This is a genomic window from Solemya velum gill symbiont (genome assembly GCF_002020255.1).
In the GTDB taxonomy this organism is placed as follows: domain Bacteria; phylum Pseudomonadota; class Gammaproteobacteria; order Chromatiales; family Chromatiaceae.
In genome coordinates, this window is sequence record NZ_MPQG01000025.1 from 1 (window position 1) to 21,138 (window position 21,138).

21 protein-coding genes and 1 pseudogene are annotated in these 21,138 nt (G+C 48.5%); 7 read left to right on the forward strand and 15 right to left on the reverse strand.

Annotated elements, in window-relative coordinates:
• Positions 1-87: 87 nt before the first annotated feature.
• From BOW06_RS12245 to BOW06_RS12255, 3 genes and pseudogenes are all read left to right on the forward strand, one after another.
• Positions 88-990, forward strand: a pseudogene (locus tag BOW06_RS12245) (GMC family oxidoreductase); the annotation flags it as partial.
• A 185-nt stretch (positions 991-1,175) separates the two neighbouring features.
• A complete protein-coding gene (locus BOW06_RS12250) occupies positions 1,176-2,243 on the forward strand; it encodes an efflux RND transporter periplasmic adaptor subunit (RefSeq protein ID WP_143556097.1) in 1,068 nt (355 codons plus the stop codon).
• On the forward strand, positions 2,233-4,185 hold the full coding sequence (locus BOW06_RS12255; protein ID WP_078454834.1) for a glycosyltransferase family 2 protein: 1,953 nt from the start codon (positions 2,233-2,235) through the stop codon (positions 4,183-4,185). Before BOW06_RS12250 ends, BOW06_RS12255 begins: the two co-directional genes overlap by 11 nt.
• A 63-nt stretch (positions 4,186-4,248) precedes the next feature.
• On the opposite strand, the gene BOW06_RS12260 is transcribed toward BOW06_RS12255, so the two are convergent.
• Both BOW06_RS12260 and BOW06_RS12265 read right to left on the reverse strand, forming a co-directional pair.
• The gene (locus BOW06_RS12260; RefSeq protein ID WP_043115748.1) at positions 4,249-4,869 is read right to left on the reverse strand and encodes a hypothetical protein; all 621 of its coding nucleotides are present in this window, start codon (positions 4,867-4,869) and stop codon (positions 4,249-4,251) included.
• Between the two features lie 597 nt (positions 4,870-5,466).
• Positions 5,467-5,739: a ComEA family DNA-binding protein gene (locus tag BOW06_RS12265; RefSeq protein ID WP_043115746.1), complete on the reverse strand. Its 273-nt coding sequence runs from the start codon at positions 5,737-5,739 to the stop codon at positions 5,467-5,469.
• A 131-nt stretch (positions 5,740-5,870) separates the two neighbouring features.
• On the opposite strand from BOW06_RS12265, the gene BOW06_RS12270 reads away from it, so the two are divergent.
• From BOW06_RS12270 to BOW06_RS12280, 3 genes are all read left to right on the forward strand, one after another.
• Positions 5,871-7,340: an FAD-linked oxidase C-terminal domain-containing protein gene (locus tag BOW06_RS12270; RefSeq protein ID WP_078454835.1), complete on the forward strand. Its 1,470-nt coding sequence runs from the start codon at positions 5,871-5,873 to the stop codon at positions 7,338-7,340.
• Positions 7,340-8,395: a glycolate oxidase subunit GlcE gene (glcE, locus tag BOW06_RS12275; protein WP_043115743.1), complete on the forward strand. Its 1,056-nt coding sequence runs from the start codon at positions 7,340-7,342 to the stop codon at positions 8,393-8,395. The genes BOW06_RS12270 and glcE overlap by 1 nt, the downstream gene beginning before the upstream one ends.
• 66 nt (positions 8,396-8,461) lie before the next feature.
• Positions 8,462-9,874, forward strand: a complete 1,413-nt coding sequence (locus BOW06_RS12280; RefSeq protein ID WP_078454836.1) for a dihydrolipoyl dehydrogenase — start codon at positions 8,462-8,464, stop codon at positions 9,872-9,874.
• A 60-nt stretch (positions 9,875-9,934) separates the two neighbouring features.
• On the opposite strand, the gene BOW06_RS12285 is transcribed toward BOW06_RS12280, so the two are convergent.
• The 10 genes from BOW06_RS12285 to pyrG all read right to left on the reverse strand — a co-directional run bounded on the left by BOW06_RS12285 (position 9,935) and on the right by pyrG (position 18,273).
• A complete protein-coding gene (locus tag BOW06_RS12285) occupies positions 9,935-10,267 on the reverse strand; it encodes a YegP family protein (protein WP_043116631.1) in 333 nt (110 codons plus the stop codon).
• A 113-nt stretch (positions 10,268-10,380) separates the two neighbouring features.
• The gene (locus BOW06_RS12290; RefSeq protein WP_043115739.1) at positions 10,381-10,929 is read right to left on the reverse strand and encodes a hypothetical protein; all 549 of its coding nucleotides are present in this window, start codon (positions 10,927-10,929) and stop codon (positions 10,381-10,383) included.
• A gap of 205 nt (positions 10,930-11,134) precedes the next feature.
• Entirely contained in the window at positions 11,135-11,593 is a 459-nt protein-coding gene (locus BOW06_RS12295; RefSeq protein ID WP_043115737.1) for a hypothetical protein, read from the reverse strand.
• A gap of 310 nt (positions 11,594-11,903) precedes the next feature.
• On the reverse strand, positions 11,904-13,007 hold the full coding sequence (truD, locus tag BOW06_RS12300; RefSeq protein ID WP_078454846.1) for a tRNA pseudouridine(13) synthase TruD: 1,104 nt from the start codon (positions 13,005-13,007) through the stop codon (positions 11,904-11,906).
• Positions 13,007-13,480, reverse strand: a complete 474-nt coding sequence (gene ispF / locus BOW06_RS12305) for a 2-C-methyl-D-erythritol 2,4-cyclodiphosphate synthase (RefSeq protein ID WP_043115735.1) — start codon at positions 13,478-13,480, stop codon at positions 13,007-13,009. Before ispF ends, truD begins: the two co-directional genes overlap by 1 nt.
• Positions 13,480-14,181: a 2-C-methyl-D-erythritol 4-phosphate cytidylyltransferase gene (ispD, locus tag BOW06_RS12310; RefSeq protein ID WP_043115734.1), complete on the reverse strand. Its 702-nt coding sequence runs from the start codon at positions 14,179-14,181 to the stop codon at positions 13,480-13,482. The genes ispF and ispD overlap by 1 nt, the downstream gene beginning before the upstream one ends.
• Entirely contained in the window at positions 14,178-14,468 is a 291-nt protein-coding gene (gene ftsB, locus BOW06_RS12315; RefSeq protein ID WP_043115733.1) for a cell division protein FtsB, read from the reverse strand. The genes ispD and ftsB overlap by 4 nt, the downstream gene beginning before the upstream one ends.
• Positions 14,469-14,491: 23 nt before the next feature.
• Positions 14,492-15,769: a phosphopyruvate hydratase gene (gene eno, locus BOW06_RS12320; protein ID WP_043115731.1), complete on the reverse strand. Its 1,278-nt coding sequence runs from the start codon at positions 15,767-15,769 to the stop codon at positions 14,492-14,494.
• A gap of 36 nt (positions 15,770-15,805) precedes the next feature.
• On the reverse strand, positions 15,806-16,639 hold the full coding sequence (kdsA, locus tag BOW06_RS12325) for a 3-deoxy-8-phosphooctulonate synthase (RefSeq protein ID WP_043115729.1): 834 nt from the start codon (positions 16,637-16,639) through the stop codon (positions 15,806-15,808).
• On the reverse strand, positions 16,636-18,273 hold the full coding sequence (gene pyrG / locus BOW06_RS12330; RefSeq protein WP_179115179.1) for a CTP synthase: 1,638 nt from the start codon (positions 18,271-18,273) through the stop codon (positions 16,636-16,638). Before pyrG ends, kdsA begins: the two co-directional genes overlap by 4 nt.
• Positions 18,274-18,516: 243 nt before the next feature.
• On the opposite strand from pyrG, the gene BOW06_RS12335 reads away from it, so the two are divergent.
• Complete coding sequence (locus tag BOW06_RS12335; protein WP_078453589.1) at positions 18,517-18,963, forward strand: hypothetical protein; 447 nt, start codon at positions 18,517-18,519, stop codon at positions 18,961-18,963.
• Between the two features lie 95 nt (positions 18,964-19,058).
• Here the strand turns inward: BOW06_RS12335 and dnaQ are convergent, their stop codons facing one another.
• From dnaQ to BOW06_RS12350, 3 genes are read right to left on the reverse strand one after another with little or no spacing between them, the layout of a single operon-like run.
• On the reverse strand, positions 19,059-19,757 hold the full coding sequence (gene dnaQ, locus BOW06_RS12340; protein WP_043115725.1) for a DNA polymerase III subunit epsilon: 699 nt from the start codon (positions 19,755-19,757) through the stop codon (positions 19,059-19,061).
• On the reverse strand, positions 19,754-20,188 hold the full coding sequence (gene rnhA, locus BOW06_RS12345; RefSeq protein ID WP_043115723.1) for a ribonuclease HI: 435 nt from the start codon (positions 20,186-20,188) through the stop codon (positions 19,754-19,756). Before rnhA ends, dnaQ begins: the two co-directional genes overlap by 4 nt.
• Complete coding sequence (locus tag BOW06_RS12350) at positions 20,185-20,904, reverse strand: class I SAM-dependent methyltransferase (RefSeq protein ID WP_052131985.1); 720 nt, start codon at positions 20,902-20,904, stop codon at positions 20,185-20,187. The genes rnhA and BOW06_RS12350 overlap by 4 nt, the downstream gene beginning before the upstream one ends.
• Positions 20,905-21,138 lie beyond the last annotated feature (234 nt).

Below are 21,138 nucleotides of genomic sequence, written 5' to 3' on the forward strand. Positions count from 1 at the left end.
TTTCTGGACGATTTCTTCCGGTTTGTGTCGTTTGATTCCCATTTTCGGTCCTCCGTTTTACTCATCATAAGGGTGGACCAACTTATTGGGGGAGGATCAGCGGCAGCTTTAACCGAAACCATACTTGCTGCCGGAGCGATTGGATCACCTGCGATTTTACAGCGTTCAGGAATTGGACCAGTCGAGGTATTGCAGAAGGCCGGAATAGAACCTGTATTGGAATTGCCAGGTGTCGGACAGAACCTGCAGGACCACCTGCAGTTACGCACCATCTTCAAGGTGGAAGGCATCAAGACGCTCAACCAGCAATATCACTCGCTGAAAGGGAAGCTGTCGATGGCGCTGGAATATCTTTTATTCAGGAAAGGGCCGTTAAGCATGGCGCCAAGTCAGCTGGGTGCCTTTCTTAAATCTGATGCGTCGGTAGAAACCCCGGATCTTGAATACCATGTGCAACCCCTGTCACTGGACAAGTTTGGCGAACCACTGCATAAGTTCCCTGCGTTCACCGCCAGTATATGTGACCTGAGGCCGACCTCACGCGGTTACGTCAATGTAACTGACAATGACCCGGCATCTGCACCAGCCATTTCCCCCGAGTACCTGAGTACAGATGAAGATCGCACCAAGGCGGCGCAGGCGCTTCGCATCACGCGTGAGATCGTTTCGCAGGATGCATTCAAACCATTCAAACCGGTCGAGCATCTGCCGGGCATTCAATATCAGAACAACGATGAGCTCGCCCATGCGGCTGGCGATGTCGGCACAACTATTTTTCATCCTGTCGGCACCTGCAAGATGGGGAAAACGGATGATCCAGCAGCAGTCGTTGATTCGCACTTGCGCGTGATCGGGATGAAGGGATTGCGTGTTGTTGATGCCTCTATCATGCCGATCATTACTTCCGGAAATACCAGTTCACCAACGATCATGATTGCGGAGAAGGGCAGTGAGATGATTCTTCAAGACAGGGAAAGGCTGCTTCGTTGAACAGCTTCTCAGGACGCAACACCCGTATATGAATTGGATATAGGACGAGTAAGAAAGCCCTATCAAGGGAATACTTAAACAATACTATATTGTATAATTTTGCAGTACAGATAGTTTTTCAAACTGATTTCCCGATATTAGTGGAATTGAAATTTAGACATTTTAATAGTTGAAGGTTGATTTTCATGGTTAACAAAAGAGTCGCACGATTATCATTAGGATTGATATTGCTGGTTGTTGTCATCTTTTCGTTTATTCCTCGACTTTATGTCACTATTTCCAGTGATGGCATTATCAATGCTCACACCACCACTTTAAGAAGCCATCAAGAGGGTGTTCTTGCCTTTGACGGCCCTGTGACCCATGGACGCATGTATGAGAAAGACCAGTTAATAGGCACTATAACAAACGAGCGTATAAACAGGAGTTATTACCACGAACTTGCAACTGAGAAAGTATCGCTGGAAAGACGGGTAGAAACGATTGAAGAGAGGTTGGAAGAATTTGCAAAGCTGGATGAGAAACTGGCACTCGGCGCTGATACATATAAGGAATACACTACAAAACTGCTCGAACAGCAGGTTGAGATAGGCAGTGAGCGTCTTGTAGGACCTGCTGTTAAGCTTGAAGGAGTCCAGGCAGATACATATCTTGGCGAAGGCCATAATGATATTCCTTATTCAAGCCGTAGACTCGACCAGATGGTGATAGAAAAGGAACTGGCAAAAACTGCCATGTTTGAAGCCAAGCGCCGGATAGAAGCTATAGCAGATCAGATGGAAATTGAAGATGCGCGTCTTGAAGTGGCGAAAACACATGCGTTCAAGTCTCCTTTTAAATCCATCGTATGGAGAATGCCGGTAGCTGATGGGGCTACAATTGTCATTGATTCAGAATTAATTGTATTACTGGATGCTACCAATATCTTTCTCGATATAGCAATTGATGAGGCAGAGTTTTCCAATGTTCAACCCGGTGATGAAATTGAGTACCGACTCATTGGAGAAACAGTGTTTCACAAGGCAAAAGTTTTTGCTTTACGCGGTTCTGGAAGTATTCTTGGTGACATTAATCTTGCTGGTGAGTTGGAAAAGGACCCAAAGCGTGAATTCAGAATCTGGGCTCGTCCCAATCTCGATGATCTGCAGCTGAGCGCCGGAAACTACTACCAGGTAGGGCGCCGAATTGAGGTCAAAATCCCGCGCGAGCAGAATTGGGAAGATAATTTTATAAGGTTCTTTAATGTATTCTGACCTCGTTACCTTCAGAATGCTCCTGGTAGCATTGGTATTCGGGCTCCTAATTCTTCCTTACCTCGACAGACGCCAAGATAGGCACAGGGAGCTTGTTACTCTATTTGCGGCCTTTATGGGATTCCGTTATCTCATCTGGAGGTTGTTTGAAACCGTCCTGCCGTTTGATGGACCTACGATCGAGGTAGTCTGGGTATATATTGTCTATATAGTTGAGGTTTTAGCGTTTGTTGAGATTTCGATTTTTCTGCTCATTATGAGTAAAACCAATTCACGTCATAAAGAGGCAGATTTATACCAGGCATCACAGACCGAATTCCCCTCAGTCGACGTATTTATACCCACCTATAACGAAGAAATTGATGTCCTTGAAAAAACAATCATAGGTGCCAAGAACCTTGATTACCCTGATTTCAAGGTGTGGGTACTGGATGATGGTAAAAGGGAATGGCTCAAGGGGTTTTGCAAAGCACACAATGTCAATTATCTGACCCGCGAAGATAACTCACACGCCAAAGCTGGAAATCTTAACAATGGCTTGAAACATGCTTCAGGGGAGTTATTTGCGATTTTTGATGCTGATTTTGTTCCTTTATCTGATTATCTGAAAAGAACAACCGGGTTTTTTGTCAACAACCCGGATGTCGGACTGGTTCAAACGCCCCAACACTTTTATAACCGTGATCCGATCCAGTCAAACCTCTACCTGGACAAACTTCTGCCGGATGAGCAACGACTCTTTTTTGATGTTATGGCGCCATGCAGGGATCGTTGGGATGCTGCATTTTGCTGTGGGTCATGTTCAATTACCCGGCGCAAGGCGGTTGATGAAATAGGTGGAATTCCTACTTCTTCGATAACAGAGGATCTGCTCACAACCCTGTCTCTGTTGAAAGCCGGCTACAAGACGATCTATTTAAATGAAAAGCTTAGTCATGGCATGTCTGCCGACTCTCTAGAAGGCTATTTCGTCCAACGCTCTCGCTGGTGTCGCGGTGGAATACAATGCCTGTTACTGCCTGAAGGGCCTTTGAGAGCAAAGGGCTTAAGCCCGCTTCAACGAATTCTGTTTGCTCCATATAGCTGGATAATACAGCCCATCACCAAGTTGATGTTGCTCATTGTTCCGATCGTTTATCTTCTTATCGGTCTGTCTCCGTTGCAGTTGACTACAACCCAGGAGTTGATTTCCTACCAGTTTCCAATGTTTTTTGCTTTCACTATTTCAATGTGGTGGCTTGCAAGAAAAAGATATATTCCAATCATATCAACAGCCAGTAATATCTTTAGCATGTTTCGGATATTTCCCGTGGTTGTATCAAGCCTGATTAAACCATTTGGTAAGCCATTCATGGTAACCCCCAAGGGCAGCGGGGCAAAAGTTGGCGTCGATTGGTATATTATTGTCAGCAGTCTTATATTGATTTTATTAACTATCACAGGCGTGTTTATAAACCAGGTTCCTGAGTTGTGCATCATCGAATATACTGATTTCTTTCCATATGCATTATTCTGGAGTACTTTTAATATTATATTCCTCTTCATGTGTATCTTATTGGCTGTGGACACACCCAGGAAGCGTAAAGAGGAAAGGTTCAGGGTCAATGAGATAACGAAATTTGAAGGATTTACTGTCGTAGTGAGTGATGTGTCTGTTGGTGGCTGCAGAGTTATACATTCACAGAAGCGCCGAATTATAGAAACCGGGGAAATGTCAGAGATATCCATTCCAGGTATATCGGAGCCTTTTCAGGTAGAAGTAAAAAACTCCAGTGACCATTCCGTAATGCTGAAGTTTGTAGACACTCCGATTCCTCTACGTGAACAGCTTATCACCAAGCTGTTTACTGGGCATTATGACAACAGCATTTATGAAACAGGCAACTGGTCGGGGATTTTCTGGAAGCTATGGAACCGGGCTTTTGGCAAGGAAATAACGTGACTTATAACCGCATACGTACCCTGGTAGGATAGTAGGCGGAATGATATTTTGAAATCAGGTTAATCAGAAGGTGTTATAGCTTGCACCAATGAATAGCTTTGTGTCATCGCTATCATGTTGTACACCGGTACGTAATGTCCATGGTGTATTCTCCAGCCTGTAGAGCAGGGCCATCGATTGTCCTGAGTACGAGTCATCGCCAACAGCAGTAAGCTGCAGGCCAAACGCAGTATTTGAGGGCAGAAGTTGCGTCATTAACAGCCAATTGTTATCAGTAGTTACATATTCGGCTAGCCAGAAGCTGTTTCCCCAGTCATGAGTCTGATAAGAATCGATCACGGCTTTCAGGCCGATGCCTTGTGAATCGTCTTCCCCGTCTTCATCATAGATCTTTTGTGACAGGGCGATGCCGAGACCAAGGTTAAATGGTTGCTGCTCAGAAGCTGCAATTACATTTTTAACCGCTGAAGCGCTGTATAATTCACCGTCTCCCCAGTCGCTCGCAACCGCAGCGAGGTTCCAGTCACCTGCTTTAGTAGCAAAAATCAGGGTCTTTGAATCTTCAGCGACATCTATTTGAGCGAAGCTTCCCGCAAATGTATCAGTGATGCTGGAAGAAAAGAGCATTGTGGCGACCGTCAATGTGCGAATTGGTGTTTTCAAATCGTTATCAGCCTGCCTCATGAGGATTCCTGTAAAGCTTGTAGTGTCAAGTATAGTGTTACTCGGATGTTAATTCGAAAACGAACTATCACCTGAGCTCATTAAAAGTTCATACACTATAGTACCAATGCCACTGAATTAATCTACTGATTTTGATCTGGGTTGTTGCCTGCCAGGGTTGTTGTGGCGCGATGCGGAAATTGCATCTCTGATACGTCAACTGAACGGGGGAGATGCTGAATAAATCGAAAAATCACTCAAGTGCGAACAAGATCTTTTAATCGAGGAGTTCAGTTTCATTGCTAGTGCAACTTATGATTGTTTCCATCAAACAGCGTGCTTATTCGATGTGTATCTGTCAAATAGCGCGAAATTATCCTTGACCGATTTTAATCCCTTGAGGTTTCTGGTGGTAATTAGTTCCTACACAACGCGGTGGGGTAGATGTAAACCAGATCCATTACTCAGATGAAGAATCTGTCCGCTCTTCATTTTTTAACATAATATACATTATGCGTCTTTTAGGTAGGCAGGCCCATCAACGCGGACAGCAATAATATCAGCGTCAAATGGGCCTGAAGTGAAAAAAGAGGCCTGCAGGCCTCTTCTGTGTAACGACTACTTCTCCTTGATATTTAGGTCAGATTTAATCGATTCGAATGTTCCGGTACCAATCCCCTTAACATTCTGAACGTCTTCGACCGTTTTAAATGGACCATGCTCCGTACGATACGCAACGATGGCATTTGCTTTTGACATTCCAACACCATCCAGGTTGTCAGCAAGTGTCTTTGCGTCAGCAGTATTGAGATTGACGCTTCCAGCAAAGATTCCAGTACTCGCAACCGTGAAAATCGATGCGACCAGTGCAGCTAGAATTTTCTTTTTCATAGTATGATCTCCTTATACGTATTATTTGATGAATCATGATTTCAAAAACAACGTTAGAATTAACGTTGTCGTAGTTACTAAAGCATGTTCAACTTCATATTTCTGTAGGAAAATTCTGAAAGAGTTGTCAGATGAATCTGAAATTAACACAACGTCAAAAGACTGCAGAATTGTTCAGGGATATACTTCCTGCCGATTCGATACTAAGCCTCGATGAAGAGCTAAAACCCTACGAGTGTGACGGCATGATGGCGCACAACATTGTGCCGCTGCTGGTCTTGCTTCCTGAAGAGATTGACCAGGTCAGCAAGGTGCTCCGTATCTGTTATGACAACGAGATCCCCGTGGTTGCTCGAGGTGCTGGAACCGGGCTTTCAGGTGGTGCTATCCCGCATGAAGATGGCGTTATTCTCAGCCTCGCCCGCTTTAACAAAATTCTCGAGATTGATTCGGAAAACTGCACTGCACGTGTGCAACCAGGTGTTCGCAACCTCGCGATTACCGAGGCTGCCAAGCCTCACGGCCTCTATTATGCGCCTGATCCATCATCACAGATTGCCTGTACTATCGGTGGTAACGTGGCCGAAAATGCCGGTGGTGTGCATTGTCTGAAATATGGTCTGACAGTCAACAATATCCTTGAACTGACGATAGTCACTATTGATGGCGAAACCGTTAAGGTTGGCAGCGGCGCACTCGACTCCCCGGGACTTGATCTGCTGGCACTGATGACAGGCTCTGAAGGAATGCTTGGCGTTATAATCGATATAGTTGTTAAGTTATTGCCGCAACCCACTGATATTAAAGTTCTTTTAACGCCTTTTGACTCGATTGAAGTTGCCGGTAATGCGGTTGCCGACATTATAGCTGCAGGCGTCATTCCTGCAGGACTTGAGATGATGGACAACCCTTCCCTTGTTGCCGCAGAGGATTTTGTCCACGCAGGGTACCCGACCGATGCCGAAGCGATACTTCTTTGTGAACTGGATGGTGAGGCTGAGGATATCGCAGCAGACCAGGAAGTTGTTGAAGCTGTTCTCAGGAAGGCAGGTGCAAAAGAGATTCGGGTTGCTGAATCGGTCGAGGAGCGTTTGAAGTTCTGGGCCGGACGCAAAGCCGCATTCCCTGCTATTGGCAGAATTTCGCCTGACTATCTGTGCATGGATGGCACCATTCCGCGCAAGCATCTCGCCCAGGTCTTAAAAGATACACACGCCCTTTCCGAACACTACGGATTGCGAGTCGCGAATGTTTTCCACGCTGGTGACGGTAATCTGCATCCGCTGATTCTCTACAATGCGAGCGAACCCGGCGAGTTGGAGAAAGCTGAAGAGCTTGGCGGCAAGATTCTCGAGACCTGTGTTCAATATGGTGGAACCATCACTGGCGAGCACGGTGTCGGAATTGAGAAAATCAACCAGATGTGCGTGCAGTTTACATCGGATGAACTTGAAGTATTTCATGCAGTTAAAGCCGCTTTCGATAATAAGGGTTTGCTGAATCCCGGCAAGGCGGTACCGACACTACATCGTTGTGCAGAGTTTGGCGCCATGCATGTTCATCATGGTCAACTGCCCCACCCTGAACTGGAGCGCTTCTGATGTCTGATATTCAACAGGAGTTGCTGGGACAGGTCGTTGCGGCACAAAAAAATAACGAGCCACTCGCCCTCCTCGGCTCTGGCAGCAAGCGGTTCCTGCTGCCATCTGAGTGCGACTCGGGTCAAACGGTTGATCTGACACGCCACCATGGCGTGGTTTCGTACGAACCAACCGAGCTGGTAATCACTGCTCGTGGCGGCACGCCATTGGCTGAAATCAACGAATTACTCAATGAGCACAACCAGATGCTTCCTTTTGATCCGCCCATGTTTGACGGCAAAGGGACAGTTGCTGGTGCCGTTGCGATGGGGCTTGCTGGTCCGGGCCGTCCATGGCGTGGCGCACCACGTGATGCGATTCTTGGTATCAAGCTGCTCGATGGCGAAGGACGTATAGTCGAGTTTGGTGGCCAGGTGATGAAAAACGTTGCCGGTTATGACATTACCAGATTGATGTGCGGTGCCATGGGGACGCTTGGAGTATTGCTTGAGGTCAGCATTCGCCTGATCCCAAAGGCACGAGTTGAGCGTACCTTGCGTACAGGTATGGGGTATGACGAATCACGTCAGTTGATGAACTCGATGCGTAGCCAGTCCGTACCGCTGACAGGTGCTTTCTGGTACAAGGATCAGCTTCATCTTCGCCTCTCAGCAGCAAGTGAGACAGCACTGAACAAACTGCAGCAGCGCGTTGGTGGAGAATGGCTGGCTGACAATCGCGTTTGGCAGCAACTGCGTGATCAGCAGCACGAGTTCTTCACTCCTGCTGATTCACAATCACTCTGGCGTATTTCGACACCACCAGCAGCTGAAGTACCACAACAGGAGCAGCATTTACTCGACTGGGGTGGCGCACAGCACTGGATTATTGCCCAGGGTGACTGGCGTGAACCCCTGAATGCTATCGCATCTGCTGCTAGAGGCCACGCTCAACCCTGGTTCAGTACTCCGAAGATTGCATCTACAGGCAACGAGGTAATTAAACAGCTGCAGGTCAACCTCGAAGAGGTATTTAATCGAAACAGGATTTTTAACCCCGGCTGTTGTAACGGTTAAGTCTGCCCTGCTCTCCTGTATAATCCGCATCATTATTATTACTAATGAATTCGGAGTATCCAGAAAATGGGCGAGCGCCATGTTGATGTTGCAATTATCGGGTCCGGCAGTGCCGGCCTCTATGCGCTGGGAAAGGTCAAGCCAGCTGGTAAATCCTTTATTCTGATTAATGGCGGTGAGCCGGGTACGACCTGTGCCCGCGTTGGCTGTATGCCATCCAAGGCAATGATCCAGGTAGCTGAGGATTTTCACCGCCGCGGTGTGATGAGCCGTTTTGGTATTGAGGGTATGGAACATCTCACCATCGACCAGGAAGAGGCGATGGAGTACGTGCAGCACATGCGCGACAACTTCGTTGATCGTGTGCTTTCCAACAGCACAGATAACATGAGTGACGAGGTCTTCATCGAGGGCTATGCGCAGTTTGTCGAGCCAAACCTGCTTGAGATAGATAACGGCCAGAAAATTCGGGCTGATAAAATTGTTATTGCGACCGGTTCGTCTCCTGTTGTTCCTGAACAGTGGCAGCAGTTTGGCGACCGTATCCTGACAACTGATAACTTCTTTGAACAGGAACAACTGCCCTCCTCTGTTGGCGTTATCGGCCTTGGCGTAATTGGCCTTGAGCTCGGTCAGTCACTGGTGCGTATGGGTGTCGATGTCACCGGTTTTGACATGGCAAACACGATTGGCGGGATCAGTGATCCTGATGTTGTAAAAGTTGCCATCGATATTCTCGGTAAAGAGATACCAATGCATCTCGGTGCAGCAGTTGAAATCAAAGAAGCGGATGATGGCAAGCTACAGATCACATCAGGTGATACACAAGTAACAGTCGATTCTGTTCTGCTTTCGATTGGCCGTAAACCCAATCTTGATTCACTCAACCTCGAAGCTGCAGAGATTTCCCTTGATGGGAATGACATGCCTATCTATAACGAAAACACCATGCAGGTTGGCGATTCACACATCTTTCTTGCCGGCGATGTGAATGGAGATCGGCCACTGCTTCATGAAGCAGGACATGATGGGCGTGTTGCCGGATACAATGCAACCCAGGAGACGCCTGTCGCATTCAAGCGCAATACGCTGCTCAATATCGCCTTCAGCGATCCAAATATCTGCCAGGTTGGCCTTCGTTACGATCAACTGGATCAGGAGACTGCAGTTATTGGAGAAATACCTCTTGCGCCCGTTGGACGCGCAATGATCATGGCAAAAAACAAGGGACTGATTCGTGTCTATGCCGATAAAGAATCCGGCAAGTTACTCGGTGCGGAAATGATCAGCGTCAAGGGCGAGAACCTCGCGCACCTGTTGGCATGGTCGATTCAGCAAGAGATGACAGTAGGTGAGATGCTGCAGATGCCTTTCTACCACCCGGTTATCGAGGAGGCGTTGCAGGCAGCACTCTATGACCTATACAGCAAGATAGACAAGAAGAACGATACACCTGTTACAGAGCTAGTTAAAATGTAAACAAATGGGGCCAGGGAAACAATCCCTGGCCCCATTTGTTTTATGCAAGGCAGTCAACGATTACGCAGTCGTATCGTCGATCTTCGCTCCTGGTGCATTACGCCCAACAGATGCAATGCCATTGTTGCGAGATGCCTTTGATTTATATGTTTGACTTGTTCCTATAACCTGTTTGTTTCTCGAGATCATATTAAATCTGGATCCGGTCTTGGTCTCCTTGGTAACGAAACTCTTTTCTGATCCAGCATTCTTCATTACAGAAGTAATGCCGTTATTACAGGATTGCTTGGTTTTATAACCTTCGGAAGCAAGAATGATTTGTCCATTCGAAGCTTTTAAACGGAAACGAAATTCACCCTTCTTGTCTTTATAGATTTCGAATTTGCCGGCCATGTTGATCCCCTCTTCTATTGGTAACATTGTAGTATGCTCCATGGAGTATAGACCAAGTGACTTGGTTATTGAAAGCCGATAGCTATGAGTCATGCAGTAAAGAGACATACAGGTTATTGAATAATCCCCAGGTTTAATTTCGTCAGTGCATTGCTAACAGCACTTTCGTAGCAATGAATGAACATATCATCAAGTTCGGCATTCATGTTGTCCATGCTAGATATTTCACCCCAGCAGTCCCCATTGCTTTGCATGATATGCGTCGGATTATCCATTGCAATTGAACGTAGCGTGACTTTCCAAACGACATGATCTTCTTTCTGTGGCTCATCAGGCATAAGTAACTTGTAGCCTTCAATTAGATCAAGCTCAAAACTGTAGTCTGATAAATCAGACACGCGATGATTCTCTATCAGGTGATGAAAAATCGTGATTAACTCGTGCTTGTCCACGCTCGGTGACAATTTGCTGGCTGTTGTATCAGGTCTCTTGTCTTTAATCGTTATGCTGTAATCACCTGCTGTTTCGTTTTTGCGATGACTATCCTCCTCGTAAAGCGGACCTGTTGAATAACAGCCACCCAGGATCGTGAATAATACAACCAGCATGATTCTTGTTGATTGAATAACGACAGAAGTATTTTGGAGTGTCTGATTTTTCATAATGGCATCCTTTCACTGATTTATATTGGTGCAGAAACTTTTTATTGAGTGAAAGAGGCAAGCGAAGTAAGTTGACCATTTCTTGCCTCTTGTCGTTCATGAGTTTCTGATTCTATTCCTGTTATATTGTTGAAGGTATCGCTAGAAAGTAGACATGGTTGATCACGAATCAGTCATGTCATTCTGGATCTCCGTGATTATTCTCTTATTGTTCTTTGCTATTGATGTACTGCTTGAGCGCCTCTATGCGTTCGTTCAAGCCCGATAGACGTTCATCCGGTTTTGAATCAAGTGTGTTCTGAGTCGTCTCTATTTCGCCTGGTTGCTTGATTGCGTCGAGCTTTTTCCTTAAACCGCTGATTTTTGCAGGCTCTTTCTCACGGGTCGCTGCGTACTCTTTTAAAGTTTCTTTGAGTTTCAGGCTTTCGCTGGGCAGAGCTGCGGATTGCTCTTCCGGTTCGATGGTTTCTGTTGCAGCGACCTCTTCACCCAGGTCTGCATCGTCAGTTGTATTCGGGGTTTGTACTTCAGTGGGATTGAGTTCAATGATAACGGAACGTTGATCCTGGTAGACACGGTTCTGCTCTGCAAACCAGTAGGTTCCGAATGCGATCACTGCAACCAGGCCGGTTACGAAGATGATGCCGAGATATTTCCTTGCCATTCAACACTCCCTGTTTCTGCTACTGTCGTACTAATCTTGCTGATTAGGTATAACTATAGAGTCACTTAAAAGGAACGTCTGCGGGAATAAACTGATTTATTTGTAGGAATATTCCTACAAGAAGGTCGTTCGCGGGATCAGAACAGGTTAAAAGATAACCCGGCGGATGCCCTGCCAGTTGTTGAGACTGATACATCGCTTTCAATGCGAGGATGTGTAGATGTATCACGATGCATCACACGTGCTGCACAGGCATTTAGAATGATGGTGGTAGTTAAGATCATCAAGAGGCGTGCAAGATTCTTTTTGTTCATCTGATTAATTCTCTTATCAGTGCAGTTGCATAACTGCCTTTGGGTAGTGAGAAGCTGACTACTAGCATGTCATCCTGAAACTCCCACTGCAAGTCGTTTGCTGTGGTACGCAGTGAACGCCGGTCGGCATCTACCTTGCAGCGCTGTAATCCATTGATCCAGAAAGTGTAATCAGCCAGCGCCTGCTGTTCGAAGTCTGCTGCATCGGCAACGGGCATGACCCGGGCAGCTTTACCGCAGAGACAGCCGGTGAGGTTGATCTCTGCACCATTCAGTCTTCTCTCAAGCTCGGCATCAATTGATTCAGCCACAAAGAGACTGCTAGAGCCTCCCAACTGCATAACATCACCGACAAGTGGATGACTGCACCAGCGCCCCAGTTCAACACGTTTCGAGAGAAGCAGGTTGAAAAGCATGGAGCGCACTGCAGAGAGATTCATGCCTTCTGACTTGCGACGGGTCTTGCCGCGAGCCAGTACCGGAATCGCGCGTGACAGGTTTCCGTAACCACGACAGAAACGTTGCTCACCAAAATAGTTGGGAAAGCCACCGGATTTGATCGCTTCGAGCCGTGCAACCAGGGCATCGATATCTGCATCGAGTTCACGAATGCGAAGCTCGAATCGATTGCCGCGCAATGCACCACGTCGCAGTTTTCTGTTATTGCGTTTTTTGTCGAGTATCCTGATATTATCCGGCAATGCTGAAAAATCAGGATCGGGCTTGCCCGGCAGGCTGATAGAAAACCACTGCCGGGTGACTGCGTGGCGGTCCTTGAGTCCTGCGTAACTGACATTCATTTGTCTGACATCTGCAATCTTTGCCAGCATGTCTGCAACATCGGCTGTATTCTCGCCACGTTTTTCGATGAACAGGAAGAGATGTTCACCCTCGCCTGTTAAATCAAACGACAGCTGCTCTTCGACGAAAAAATCCTCGGCAGTTGAACGTAGTGTTCCACTACCAACAGGGCCACCATAAGCACAGGCAAGCTGGCTTACAGAGAAATTTTCTGCCTGCTGTCGTTCGGGAGTAATAGCTGGTTCTGTTTTGGCTTCGCCCGAAATCTCTTTGGGATTCTCGCTGGATGATTGAGTCACTAGTCTTTCAGCAGTAGTACGACTGCGTGACAGGCAATACCTTCTTCACGACCCATAAAGCCCATACCTTCTGTTGTCGTGGCCTTGATATTGACCTGGTCCGAGTGAATCTCGAGATCTTCGGCAATATGCTCACACATTGTGTCCATGTATGAAGACAGCTTGGGAGCCTGTGCAATTACCGTGATATCGGCATTGCCTACAAAATAGTGGTTTATTCTCAGATTCTCCTGGATGGTTCTGAGCAGAAACCTGCTATCAACATTTTTGAATTGTTCATCGCTGTCAGGAAAGTGTCTGCCGATATCGCCAAGGGCTGCTGCACCTAGCATGGCGTCACACAGGGCGTGAATCAGTACATCACCATCCGAATGTGCCTTGAGTCCTGTTCTATGTGGAATTGTCACTCCGCCAAGAACAAGTGGACGTGTCTGTCCAAAGCGATGTGCATCATACCCGTGTCCTATACGCATCAGGAGTCTCCTCTGTGCATCAGAAAATATTCCGCCAGAGCAAGGTCTGCCGGACGAGTGATCTTGATATTGTCACCTTTTCCCTCAACAAGTCTAGGACGAAATCCGGAAAATTCCATCGCGCTGGCTTCATCCGTAACCGGAAAACCTGCTTCCTGTGCACTCTGGATTGCATCATGTAATTCTCCAAGACGAAACATCTGTGGGGTCAGCGCGTGCCACAAGTGATCGCGATCAACTGTCTTTTCGATACGGGATTCGTCGTCTGAAAGCTTCATGGTGTCACGTACAGGCAAGGCCAGAATTCCTCCATCACCATGAGAAAGAGAGCTGTCGATCAGCGCGGAAATATCATCAAGACGTACGCATGGTCGCGCTGCATCGTGAACCAGCACCCAGGATTCCCTGTCAACGCCCATTGCAAGCAGATGCCCAAGGGCAGCCATGACGGAGTCGGCCCTTTCATCGCCACCTGTGGTGGTAATCACTTGAGGATGTTTGGAGGTGGAGGTTTGCGGCCACCAGCGGTCATCATTACGAATTGCGACCACGGCTTGCTGCGCATCAGGTATCTGGAGCAGAACATCGAGTGTATTTTCGATAACAGTTGAATTACACAGCGGAAGATACTGTTTCGGCGTTTCGCTCAGCATGCGTGAGCCGATGCCGGCAGCAGGAACGACAACCCATAGCTGGTTCACTTCTGGTTCTCCCCTGGAGATTCAAGAATCTGGAAAAAGAGTTCATTCTCGCCAATCATGCCGAGGTCGGCACGTGCGCGCTCCTCGACTGCATCCAGGCCTTCCTTGAGGCTTTTCACTTCTGCATGAAGCGCATCATTACGTTCCTGGTACTCCTGAATTTGCTGTTTTTGCGTTGCTATCTCCTGCTGTAGTGCGGCGATCTCTGCGCGGCTGCCTCTGCCTACCCACAGTTGAAACTGCAGGTAGATCAGGAGCAGGATGAGCGCAGCAAGCAGCCATCGCATGGAAATCAGCTAATGCTCATTAATCACAACCAGCGGAATGCCTGGCGTCCGGCGTAGACAGCATCATCACCAAGTGCATCCTCGATGCGCATCAGCTGGTTGTACTTGGCGATACGGTCGGAGCGTGACAGTGAACCTGTCTTGATCTGGCCGCTGTTGGTTGCAACAACGAGATCGGCGATCGTGGTGTCTTCTGTCTCACCCGAACGGTGAGAAACCACGGAGGTATAACCGGCGTTATGCGCCATGTTGATTGCTTCGAGGGTTTCCGTGAGGGTTCCAATCTGGTTGAACTTGATCAGAATGGAGTTGGCAATCTGCTTGTCGATACCCTCCTGAAGTATTTTCGGGTTGGTTACGAAGAGGTCATCACCAACCAGCTGTACCCGGTCACTGAGACGGTCTGAGAGGCCTTTCCAGCCGTCCCAGTCGCCTTCGTCCATACCATCTTCGATCGAGATGATCGGATACTGGTCAACCCAGCTTTCAAGGAATGCTGCAAAACCGTCGGAGTCGAAGCTCTTGCCTTCCGAACCAAGTACATAAGCACCATCTTTATAGAATTCCGAGCTGGCAACATCAAGTCCGAGATAGATATCATCACCGGCCTTGAAGCCAGCCTTTTCGATAGCCTCGAGAATGATATCGACCGCTGCGACATTCGAAGGCAGGTCAGGTGCAAATCCACCCTCATCACCGACAGCTGTATTCATACCCTTGCCGGAGAGGACGCTTTTCAGCGAGTGGAATACTTCTGCACCGTAACGAACAGCCTCGCGAATTGAATCGGCACCGACTGGCAGGATCATGAACTCCTGGAAGTCGACGCTGTTGTCAGCATGTTCACCGCCATTGATGATATTCATCATGGGAACCGGCATGCGGTATGGGCCGTCTGAAAGAGACTTGTAGAGCGGCAGCTGCTTCTCCTGTGCGGCTGCATGTGCAGCTGCAAGTGAGACCGCAAGAATTGCGTTTGCACCGAGCTTTGATTTGTTCTCTGTACCATCGAGATCGATCATGGCTGCATCGAGTGCTGCCTGGTCGAGTACATCCATGCCTGCGACTGCATCGCCGATTGTTTCATTGATGTTTTCAACGGCGGTTAGTACGCCCTTGCCGAGATAGCGATTCTTGTCACCATCTCGCAGTTCCAGCGCTTCGCGGGATCCGGTCGATGCGCCTGACGGTGCCACAGCACGTCCGACTGCACCATCAGCAGTGATGACATCAGCTTCAACTGTAGGGTTGCCGCGTGAGTCGAGGATTTCCCGACCGCGAATATCGATAATTTCTGACATGTTTTGCCTATTACCTTGATTTATAAAAGTTAAATATTATAGCCCGGTTTCGATAAAACCATGCTGCTTAACCACTGAATCGATATTCAGCAGTGTTTCGAGTAATTCTTCCATTCTGCCCAGCGGCCAGGAGTTGGGGCCGTCACTGTGTGCCTCATCCGGATTCGGGTGCGTCTCCATGAAGAGACCAGATACACCAGCTGCAACTGCGGCGCGCGCTAACACGGGCACGTGCTCTCTCTGCCCACCTGAACAGCTACCTTGTCCACCCGGTAACTGCACCGAGTGTGTCGCATCAAAAACCACCGGGCAACCGGTTTCGCGCATGACTGCAAGCCCGCGCATGTCGGAAACCAGGTTGTTATAACCGAATGAAACACCGCGGTCACACACCATGATATTGTCATTACCGACTGTCTTGGCCTTGTCGACGACGTTTTTCATGTCCCATGGAGCGAGAAACTGCCCCTTCTTGATGTTGACCGGAATGCCTTGGCGTGCAACATTCTGGATAAAATTGGTCTGGCGACATAGAAAAGCCGGGGTTTGCATGACATCGACAACCGATGCAACCTCATCAAGCGGAGTATCTTCGTGCACGTCGGTGATAACCGGCAGCCCAAGCTGCTGTTTGACCTCGGAGAGAATACGCAGGCCTTCCTCAAGGCCGGGGCCACGCAGACTGGCATGAGAAGAACGGTTGGCTTTATCAAATGATGACTTATATATCAATGAGATACCAAGCTTTTCTGTAATCTCTTTCAGCTTTCCGGCAACATCCAGTGCAGACTGTTCACCCTCAATAACACAGGTGCCTGCTATCAGAAACAGCGGCTGATCGAGCCCGGCTTCAAAGTGACAAAGCTTCATGTGTCTGATTCCTGTTTGTGCTTGATTGCAGCCTCGATATAGCTGGTAAAGAGCGGATGGCCATCACGTGGTGTAGAGGTAAATTCGGGGTGGAACTGGCAGGCGATGAACCATGGATGATCGCTGACTTCGACGATCTCGACCAGTTCTCCATCCACAGAAGTACCGGCAATCGTCAGGCCTGCTGCAGTGAGCTGGTCACGATAACTGTTGTTGAACTCGTAACGGTGACGATGGCGTTCAACAATCGAGCTGTCACCATAAGCTTTTCTGGCATGCGTACCTTCGATCAGTTTGCACTCCTGCCCGCCAAGTCGCATGGTGCCGCCCATATCCGCAGATTCATCGCGCTGCTCGGTTTTACCATCGGCATTAAGCCATTCAGTAATCAGTGCAATAACAGGGTGCGGCGTTTCCTTGTTGAATTCTGTGCTGTGCGCACCTTCCAATGATGCGACATGACGTGCGTATTCGATCACGGCAACCTGCATGCCAAGGCATATGCCAAGGTAGGGAATCCTGTTCTCACGTGCATACCTGACAGCTTCGATCTTGCCTTCGACGCCACGTGTGCCAAAACCACCGGGAACGAGGATGGCATCCATTCCTTTCAATAGTTCGCCACTGTTTTCCTCGATAGCCTCCGAGTCTACATAGTGAATATTGACACGTGCATGGTTTTTGATACCGGCGTGACCGAGCGCTTCGGAGAGTGATTTGTAGGCTTCTGTCAGGTGGACATACTTGCCTACCATGGCGATATCGACCTGTGCGCTGACATTCGTCAGCCCCTCGATAACAGCATCCCACTCCACCAGGTCAGCTGGTGGTAGGTCGTCGAGATGAAACTGGTCGGCAACAATCTGGTCAAGATCCTGTGCGTGCAACAGCGACGGAATGCGATAGATGGTATCTGCATCAACACCCGAGATTACCGCACGTTCCTGAACGTTTGTAAAAAGTGCGATTTTGCGGCGTTCGTCATCGGGAATGGATCGATCAGAACGGCACAGAAGCACGTCGGGCTGGATACCAATAGAGCGCAGTTCCTTGACCGAGTGCTGTGTCGGCTTGGTTTTTATCTCGCCGGAAGTCCTGATGTAAGGGACCAGGGTCAGGTGCATGAAGAGCGCATCTTCATGCCCGAGTTCAACACCCATCTGTCGAATCGCCTCGAGAAACGGCAGTGACTCGATATCACCGACAGTACCGCCAATCTCGACCATGGCGATATCAGAACCTGCTGCACCCTTGCGCACCGACTCCTTGATCTCATCGGTGATATGCGGAATCACCTGCACTGTACCGCCAAGATAATCGCCGCGGCGCTCCTTGCGGATCACGCTGTCGTAGATCTGGCCAGTTGTGAAGTTGTGATTCTTGCTCATCTTGCAGCGTACGAAACGCTCGTAGTGACCAAGGTCCAGGTCTGTTTCGGCGCCATCTTCGGTAACGAAGACCTCGCCATGCTGGAATGGGCTCATGGTGCCCGGGTCGACATTGATATAGGGGTCGAGCTTCATCATGGTCACTTTAAGACCACGAGCTTCCAGAAGTGCTGCCAGTGATGCGGATGCGATGCCTTTTCCAAGGGAAGAGACTACGCCGCCAGTCACGAAAATGTATTTTGTCATTGAGAGAGGAGCCGTCGATTAGGTGTGATTGCTGACGGGTTTATACGATAACAGATTGCCCCCCTTCGGCTCAATCGAATTTATCCGAATTAGGGATTTATTTTCCCGATTTTCTTCAAAATGTGACGGGGCTGAACTATAGTCTAATTAGCATCTGTGCAGGCACTCGTCTCGCAATGCAGATTTGTGGCCTGAATAATGTCGCAAACTATTACTCAGAAAATTTTTGAAGGAGACACTCTAATGCAGATTATAAGAGTCAGACACCTTCTTGGTGTCGCCCTTGCAACAGGGGTATTTGCTCTCGCAGCTGGCTCGGCCAGCGCAGCCTGGTGGGATGATGACGGCTATAACGACCACCGTTGGAACAACGATTGGTACAACGATGGGTACGGTCGTGGCTATGGTCGCGGCGACGGTCGTGGTCGAGGTCGTGGCAGTGGCCGCGGCAGCTTCAACATGAATTTTGATGCTGATGCCGATACTGACTGGGAAGGCGACGGTTCCAGTGACTATTATGGCCGTGGCTATAACCGCTGGGATAACCGTTGGGACAATCGCTGGAACAGTTATAATCGCCCATATTATGGTGGTTATGGCCCGTACTACGGCCTACCTCCTGGCTATTATGCTCCTCCACCTGCTCCGGCACCTGTTGCCCCTGCGCCTCAGGCGCCACCGGCTCAGTAAGCTGTTGAGTTAACAGTACTAATAAGCCAAAAACCCCTGCCAGGCTGATTACCTGTCAGGGGTTTTGATAAATGTAACCAGTTAAACAGCTCGATTCACAATTTCCAGACACATTTCCCGTCACTGCTTTTCTGCAGCATCTCCAGGTAAGCCTGGTGTTCGGCCAGCTCTTCATCAGAAGCTTTCAATACTGCGAGTTCACCCTCGTAGCTGACCTTGCGTATTACCGCAGCCCCTTGATTATCTGAATAATTATCGCTATCGAGTTGCAATTCATTCTGCCCACCTGTCATCAACAGGTAGACATCGGCGAGAATCTCGGAATCCAGCAGAGCGCCGTGCTTGTCACGCCTGCTGTTATCAACCGCGTAGCGATCACAGAGTGCATCCAGGCTGTTGCGTTTACCCGGGTGCAGCTTGCGTGCCATTACCAGTGTGTCTTCAACCGTGCAAATATCATTGATCTTCGGGCGATTACCCAACAGCCCTAGTTCATGGTCGAGAAAACCGACATCAAAGGGTGCGTTGTGGATAATCAGCTCGGCGTCTTTCAGGTAGCTGACCAGGTCATCGGCGATATCGGCAAAACGCGGTTTGTCGAGCAGGAATTCGTTGGTAATTCCGTGCACCTCGATTGCCCCAGCATCGATTTCCCTGTCAGGTTGCAGGTATTGGTGAAAGTTATTTCCTGTCAGTTGACGGTCGATCATCTCGACACAGCCAATTTCGATGATCCTGTGACCCTGTTTCGGATCGAGTCCTGTTGTTTCCGTATCGAGCAGCAGTTGCCTCATAATGTCTCTATTCCCATGTTGGCAAGTTCATCCGCACGTTCGTTTTCAGGGTGGCCGGCATGCCCTTTTACCCAGTGCCACTCAATTTCATGTTGTTGAGCAAGTTCATCAAGTTCTTTCCATAAGTCTGCGTTTTTAACTGCTTTTTTCTGCGCTGTCTTCCAGCCATTACGCTTCCAGTTGTGAATCCACTTGGTAATGCCGTCACGCACGTAGACACTATCTGTTGTGACCGCTACAGAGACTTTACGCTTGAGCACCTCGAGCGCGCGGATAACCGCGGTCAGTTCCATGCGGTTATTGGTTGTTTCGGCCTCTCCGCCATAAAGCTCTTTCTCTTCACTGCCGTATCGCAACAGGGCGCCCCACCCACCCGGACCCGGATTGCCCTTGCAGGCGCCATCTGTAAATATTTCCACATCTGTTTTCATAACTCTTTTTGTGCGCTCTTCATTTGTGTTTGCAGGTAACCCGTTGCTTCAGCATTGGCTATATTTATCTGCCTCAGGGGGGCTTTGGTTGGCATCAGGGGCGTGACACGCTTGATTGCCTGTAAGCCGTACAATATGCCACAGCCAGGCAGCAGTTGGCGCCCTATTTTGTCGATTCGACGTTCTTCCGGTGCAGATTCAAACGGTTCATGCGGCAGACTATAGAGCAATGATGTCTGTCGCTCTATATCGAATCCGAGCAGCAGAAGCCACTCCTTGACTCGACGCCGGGAAATTCTCTGCTGGCGCCGGGCAAGATCATCGCTGCCACCCGATATGCGCCTCAACAGGCTCCAGTGACTCCATGGGTTTATACCAAAGAGAACCAGGCGGCCATCATCTGCAAGAACACGTTCCGCTTCACGCATGACACGTTCGGGCGCTGCGCACATCTCCAGTGTCAGTGGCATGACCAGCAGGTTAATTGAACCGCTGAGGTAGGGAAGCTGGTTCATGTCAGCACGTACACAGTTTGCAGTGATGTCGCTGTCGAAGCATTCAGAAGTTGTATGGATCAGTTCAAGCTTTTCTGCTTCGTCCTCAAGTATCTCTTTGCAGACTCCACCTGCGCACACCCGGAATGGGCCGCGAAAATCATCTTTCCATTTCAGAAGAGACTTGACAATGGTTTTTGAAAAAAGGCTTTCGATTGACATATCTAATTGTTTTTACAGACTTAATATGGCTTTTAGGCACATCACGATGCTGCTGGAAGTGAACCACTCTTTGCCGTATAGTTTGCTTTGTAACCATACCCTTTTTTTGATTGCCGGACATACTTTTTCATCCATGCGTGAATTCAATTTCCAAGTGCAACTCAACAGAGTTGGTTAGAGGGCAAGCTGCGGTAGCATAGGTAGCTTCTCTCACCGACCAAAGTTAGAGGAGCA

Excerpts from the sequence above, each read along its gene's own strand:
- rnhA (WP_043115723.1), bottom strand. The coding sequence starts at position 20,188 with ATGAAAACAGATGTGGAAATATTTACAGATGGCGCCTGCAAGGGCAAT.
- BOW06_RS12280 (WP_078454836.1), top strand. The coding sequence starts at position 8,462 with ATGGGCGAGCGCCATGTTGATGTTGCAATTATCGGGTCCGGCAGTGCC.
- BOW06_RS12265 (WP_043115746.1), bottom strand. The coding sequence starts at position 5,739 with ATGAAAAAGAAAATTCTAGCTGCACTGGTCGCATCGATTTTCACGGTT.
- BOW06_RS12270 (WP_078454835.1), top strand. The coding sequence starts at position 5,871 with ATGAATCTGAAATTAACACAACGTCAAAAGACTGCAGAATTGTTCAGG.
- dnaQ (WP_043115725.1), bottom strand. The coding sequence starts at position 19,757 with ATGAGGCAACTGCTGCTCGATACGGAAACAACAGGACTCGATCCGAAA.
- BOW06_RS12250 (WP_143556097.1), top strand. The coding sequence starts at position 1,176 with ATGGTTAACAAAAGAGTCGCACGATTATCATTAGGATTGATATTGCTG.
- glcE (WP_043115743.1), top strand. The coding sequence starts at position 7,340 with ATGTCTGATATTCAACAGGAGTTGCTGGGACAGGTCGTTGCGGCACAA.
- pyrG (WP_179115179.1), bottom strand. The coding sequence starts at position 18,273 with ATGACAAAATACATTTTCGTGACTGGCGGCGTAGTCTCTTCCCTTGGA.
- eno (WP_043115731.1), bottom strand. The coding sequence starts at position 15,769 with ATGTCAGAAATTATCGATATTCGCGGTCGGGAAATCCTCGACTCACGC.
- kdsA (WP_043115729.1), bottom strand. The coding sequence starts at position 16,639 with ATGAAGCTTTGTCACTTTGAAGCCGGGCTCGATCAGCCGCTGTTTCTG.
- ftsB (WP_043115733.1), bottom strand. The coding sequence starts at position 14,468 with ATGCGATGGCTGCTTGCTGCGCTCATCCTGCTCCTGATCTACCTGCAG.
- BOW06_RS12335 (WP_078453589.1), top strand. The coding sequence starts at position 18,517 with ATGCAGATTATAAGAGTCAGACACCTTCTTGGTGTCGCCCTTGCAACA.
- BOW06_RS12290 (WP_043115739.1), bottom strand. The coding sequence starts at position 10,929 with ATGAAAAATCAGACACTCCAAAATACTTCTGTCGTTATTCAATCAACA.
- BOW06_RS12255 (WP_078454834.1), top strand. The coding sequence starts at position 2,233 with ATGTATTCTGACCTCGTTACCTTCAGAATGCTCCTGGTAGCATTGGTA.
- ispF (WP_043115735.1), bottom strand. The coding sequence starts at position 13,480 with ATGCGTATAGGACACGGGTATGATGCACATCGCTTTGGACAGACACGT.
- BOW06_RS12350 (WP_052131985.1), bottom strand. The coding sequence starts at position 20,904 with ATGTCAATCGAAAGCCTTTTTTCAAAAACCATTGTCAAGTCTCTTCTG.
- BOW06_RS12260 (WP_043115748.1), bottom strand. The coding sequence starts at position 4,869 with ATGAGGCAGGCTGATAACGATTTGAAAACACCAATTCGCACATTGACG.
- BOW06_RS12295 (WP_043115737.1), bottom strand. The coding sequence starts at position 11,593 with ATGGCAAGGAAATATCTCGGCATCATCTTCGTAACCGGCCTGGTTGCA.
- BOW06_RS12285 (WP_043116631.1), bottom strand. The coding sequence starts at position 10,267 with ATGGCCGGCAAATTCGAAATCTATAAAGACAAGAAGGGTGAATTTCGT.